General features: G+C 28.5%; 4 protein-coding genes and 1 rRNA gene. All 5 read left to right on the top strand.

All coding sequences use genetic code 11. The annotated features are described in order from the left end of the window. Positions 1-45: 45 nt before the first annotated feature. Positions 46-348, top strand: coding sequence for a PTS sugar transporter subunit IIB (locus ACWYO2_RS05055; protein WP_455515396.1), 303 nt, complete (start codon positions 46-48; stop codon positions 346-348). 22 nt (positions 349-370) lie between these two features. Next, entirely contained in the window at positions 371-1,687 is a 1,317-nt protein-coding gene (locus ACWYO2_RS05050) for a PTS sugar transporter subunit IIC (protein WP_455515395.1), read from the top strand. 182 nt (positions 1,688-1,869) lie between these two features. Continuing rightward, complete coding sequence (locus ACWYO2_RS05045) at positions 1,870-2,292, top strand: DUF3284 domain-containing protein (protein ID WP_455515394.1); 423 nt, start codon at positions 1,870-1,872, stop codon at positions 2,290-2,292. A 15-nt stretch (positions 2,293-2,307) separates the two neighbouring features. Next, positions 2,308-3,687: a glycoside hydrolase family 1 protein gene (locus ACWYO2_RS05040; RefSeq protein ID WP_455515393.1), complete on the top strand. Its 1,380-nt coding sequence runs from the start codon at positions 2,308-2,310 to the stop codon at positions 3,685-3,687. Between the two features lie 324 nt (positions 3,688-4,011). Continuing rightward, positions 4,012-4,104 (top strand): 16S ribosomal RNA (locus tag ACWYO2_RS05035); the annotation flags it as partial.

Below are 4,104 nucleotides of genomic sequence, written 5' to 3'. Positions count from 1 at the left end.
TGATGCTTATACTAGATTTAAAATTGAATTATAGAGGTGAGAATTATGTTAAAAATTTTACTTGTATGTAGTGCGGGTATGTCAACAAGTTTTTTAGTTGAAAAAATGAAAAAATCAGCTGAAGCGAGAGGAATAGAAGCAGAAATAAAAGCTATACCTGAAGCTCAAGCTAATGAATATGTTGGTAAAATTGATATACTTTTACTTGGTCCACAAGTTAAATATCTTGAAGGAGCTATGAAAGAAATGTTTGGAGATACTCCTGTTAATGTTATAAACATGATGGACTATGGAGCTATGAATGGAGAAAAAGTCTTAAATAGCGTTTTAGAAATATTAAAAAAATAAAAATATATAAGGAGAAAACAATATGAATGGATTCATGAATTGGATGGAACAGAAATTTGTTCCAGTAGCACAAAAAATATCTGCTGAAAAACATTTAGTGGCAATTAGAGATTCGTTTATTTCTATATTACCAATAACTATGGTAGGATCAGTAGCGGTATTATTAAACGTATTCTTTAGAGATTTACCTAATAATGCAGGAATGACAGGGTTTGTTGAAGCTATGCAACCACTTATACAAATAAATGGAGTAGTATGGTTTGCATCACTTGCTATCTTATCTTTAGTTTTCATTGTTGCTTTAGGGTATAACTTATCAAATAGCTATAAGGTTAATCCTTTAGCTGGAGCTTTAGTTGCTCTTGGTTCGTTTATAGCATTTTTACCACAAAGTGCTAAATTTGATTTAGATGTTAATGGTACTATGATTCCTGTTGATCAATGGGGATATATAAATGTTAACTATTTAGGAGCAACAGGATTATTTGCTGCAATGATAATAGGATTTATCTCTACATTAATTTTCTGTAACTTAATGTTGAAAAATATAACAATTAAATTACCTGATTCAGTTCCACCTGCAGTAAATAAAGCATTTACTTCATTAATTCCAGGTATAGTAGCAGTATATGTATGTTCTATTTTATCTTTTGTTATAACTAAAACTACAGGTTCTTCATTAAATGATTTAATATCTGTGTATATACAAATTCCATTACTTGGATTATCACAAGGTATATTCTCTGTAGCGCTTATATCTTTCTTGATACAATTATTCTGGTTCTTTGGATTACATGGACACAATGTATTAGGACCAATTATAGAAGGTATATACCAACCAGCTTTACTTGCAAATGCTGATCATATAGCTAAAGGTGGTACTATAGATACTTTACCATATATATGGACAAGAGGATCTTTTGATGCTTATCTACAAATGGGTGGTTCAGGAATAAGTATAGCTTTAGTAATTGCTATAATGTTATTCTCTAAGAGAGAAGAATATAGAGCGATAGCTAAACTTGGAACACCTATGGGAGTATTTAATATTAATGAACCAATAATATTTGGATTACCAATAGTATTAAATCCTATATATATAATACCATTCTTATTAGCACCAACTTTAGGGTCAATAATTGCTTATGTTGCAACAAAACTTGGAATAGTTCCTCCGGTTTACGTTGCAGTTCCTTGGGTATTACCTCCAGGATTATACGCATTCTTTGCAACAGGTGGTTCAATAATGGCGGCATTAGTTTCATTATTTAACGTTTTAGTTGCCTTTGTTCTTTACACACCATTTGTAATATTAGCTAATAGAGTAAAAGATAAATAGAAAAAATGGGGGTTTATCCCCATTTTTTAAAAAGGTAGGTAATTTATGAAATCTTGGTCATATTTTTTAATAACTTTAGGGACGTTATCAATAGCTACATATCCATATAATTACAAACCTATAAATTTAATAATGGGAGCTTTTTTAATTATTAGTGGCTTTATAATGTCTAGGAGAAAAAAATGAAATTAAAGATGAAATTAAATGTTTCGAGTAGTGAATTTTATAATTTTTTATTAGAGAATTTAAAAAGAGAATTAAATGTAAAAAAAATAGAAAAAGGAATGAAATTTAAAAAAGAATTAAGTTCTAAGTTTTCACAAAAAGTAGAAAGTAGTGTTGAATTGATAAATATTGAAGAAAATAAGGAGTATTCTTTAGTTTATAAAACTTCTCTTGGAGAAAATATTGTTAAATACTTATTAAATGATATAGATAATGAAAATTTAGAGGTTGAATATATTGAGGAATATTATACAGATTCTTTTTGGAATAAATATAATAATATGATAGTTGAATTTTTAATGTCGTATTTTTTAAAGAAAAAGAAAAAGAGAGTATTGAAACAAATAGAAGAATATATTAAGAATAATAGAAAGTTATAAGGAGTGAGTGTATTTATGATTAAATTTCCAGAAGGTTTCCTGTGGGGAAGTTCAATAAGTGCTGAACAAAGTGAAGGAAGAGTATCGGGAGATGGTAAAAGTTTAACGGTTTGGGATAAACTTTATGAGTTGGAACCATATAAGTTTCATAACAATATAGGGCCTGAAAATACAACTACTATGTATAAAAGATATTTAGAAGATGTTAAGTTGTTGAAAAAAACAGGTCATAATGCTTTTAGAACTTCAATTTCTTGGTCAAGACTTATTCCAGATGGAGTAGGAGAGATAAATCCTAAGGCTTATGAGTTTTATAGATCATATTTTGAAGCTTTGAAAGAAGAAGGAATTGAGGTTATGGTTAATTTATCTCATTTTGATACTCCTCTTGTTCTTCAAGAAAAATTTGGTGGTTTTGAAAGTAAGGAAGTTGTTAAAGCGTATAAAGAATATGCTAAAAAATGTTTTGAATTATTTGGGGATATAGTTAAAATGTGGTTTACATTTAATGAACCTATAGTAACGGTTGAGTGTGGATATTTAAAACAATATCATTATCCTATGGAAGTAGATCCTAAAAAAGCTGTTCAAGTAGGGTATAATCTTGCTTTGTCTTCTGCTGAAGCAATAAAAGAATTTAAAGGTATAGTAAAAGATGGAAAAATAGGAATAATATTAAATTTAACACCTGCATATCCTAGATCACAAAATCCTGCAGATTTGAAAGCTGCAAGAATAGCAGAACTTTTTGCAAATAAATCTTTTTTAGATCCAGCTGTTAAAGGAAGTTATGATAAAGAATTGGTAGAGATTATAAAAAAACACGATTTAATGCCAGAATATACAGAAGATGAATTGAAAACTATAAAAGAAAATACGGTAGATATACTAGGAGTGAATTATTATCAACCAATAAGAGTTGCAGCGAGAGCCTCTCTTCCTAATCCGGAAGCTCCGTTTATGCCTGAGTATTATTATGATTATTATGTTATGCCTGGACGTCGTATGAATCCTCATAGAGGATGGGAAATTTATCCTCAAGGATTATATGATATAGCGTTGAATATAAGAGATAATTATGGAAATATTCCTTGGTTTGTTTCTGAAAATGGTATGGGTGTAGAAGGAGAAGAAAAATATAAAGAAAATGGACAAATTCAAGATGATTATAGAATAGAATTCTTTAAAGAACATTTAATCGAGTTACATAAAGGAATAGAAGCTGGTTCTAATTGTTTTGGATATTTAGTTTGGACTACAATAGATTGTTGGTCATGGCTAAATGCGTATAAAAATAGATATGGTCTAATAGAATTAGATATAAATACTCAAGAGAGAAAAATAAAAAAATCTGGAGAATGGTTTAAATTATTAAATGAAAATAATGGATTTTAAATAAAAAATATTTATAAAATGTACCAATAAACTAAAAAAACAAAGCAAAGTTTAAAGGTACATTTTAATTTTCAAAAAAAAGAGAAAAAAATTTCAAAAAAAAGAAAAAAAGTAGTTGACAATAAGAGATAATATATGGTAATATAGATATTGTCCACGAGGGAGACCGAGTGGAAGGACAATGAGATAAGAAATAAGAAAAGCAAACAAACAACTGTGAAAGACAAGAAAAGAAGTCAATTGCTAATAACTTAATAAGGATTAAACTAAAGACACAAAAGGTGTAAAAGAATATTTAATATAAGAAATAAAAAAAGAAGATATTGAATGAAGAGTTTGATCCTGGCTCAGGATGAACGCTGACAGAATGCTTAACACATGCAAATCTATGTAAATTATTTATGCTTGCATAAATAA

This window comes from Pseudostreptobacillus sp., from assembly GCF_977040545.1.
This window is presented reverse-complemented; position numbering and strand designations above follow the sequence as displayed.

Bases quoted from the DNA above. Each gene is read 5' to 3' on its own strand.
- ACWYO2_RS05055 (WP_455515396.1), top strand. From the start codon at position 46: ATGTTAAAAATTTTACTTGTATGTAGTGCGGGTATGTCAACAAGTTTT.
- ACWYO2_RS05050 (WP_455515395.1), top strand. From the start codon at position 371: ATGAATGGATTCATGAATTGGATGGAACAGAAATTTGTTCCAGTAGCA.
- ACWYO2_RS05045 (WP_455515394.1), top strand. From the start codon at position 1,870: ATGAAATTAAAGATGAAATTAAATGTTTCGAGTAGTGAATTTTATAAT.
- ACWYO2_RS05040 (WP_455515393.1), top strand. From the start codon at position 2,308: ATGATTAAATTTCCAGAAGGTTTCCTGTGGGGAAGTTCAATAAGTGCT.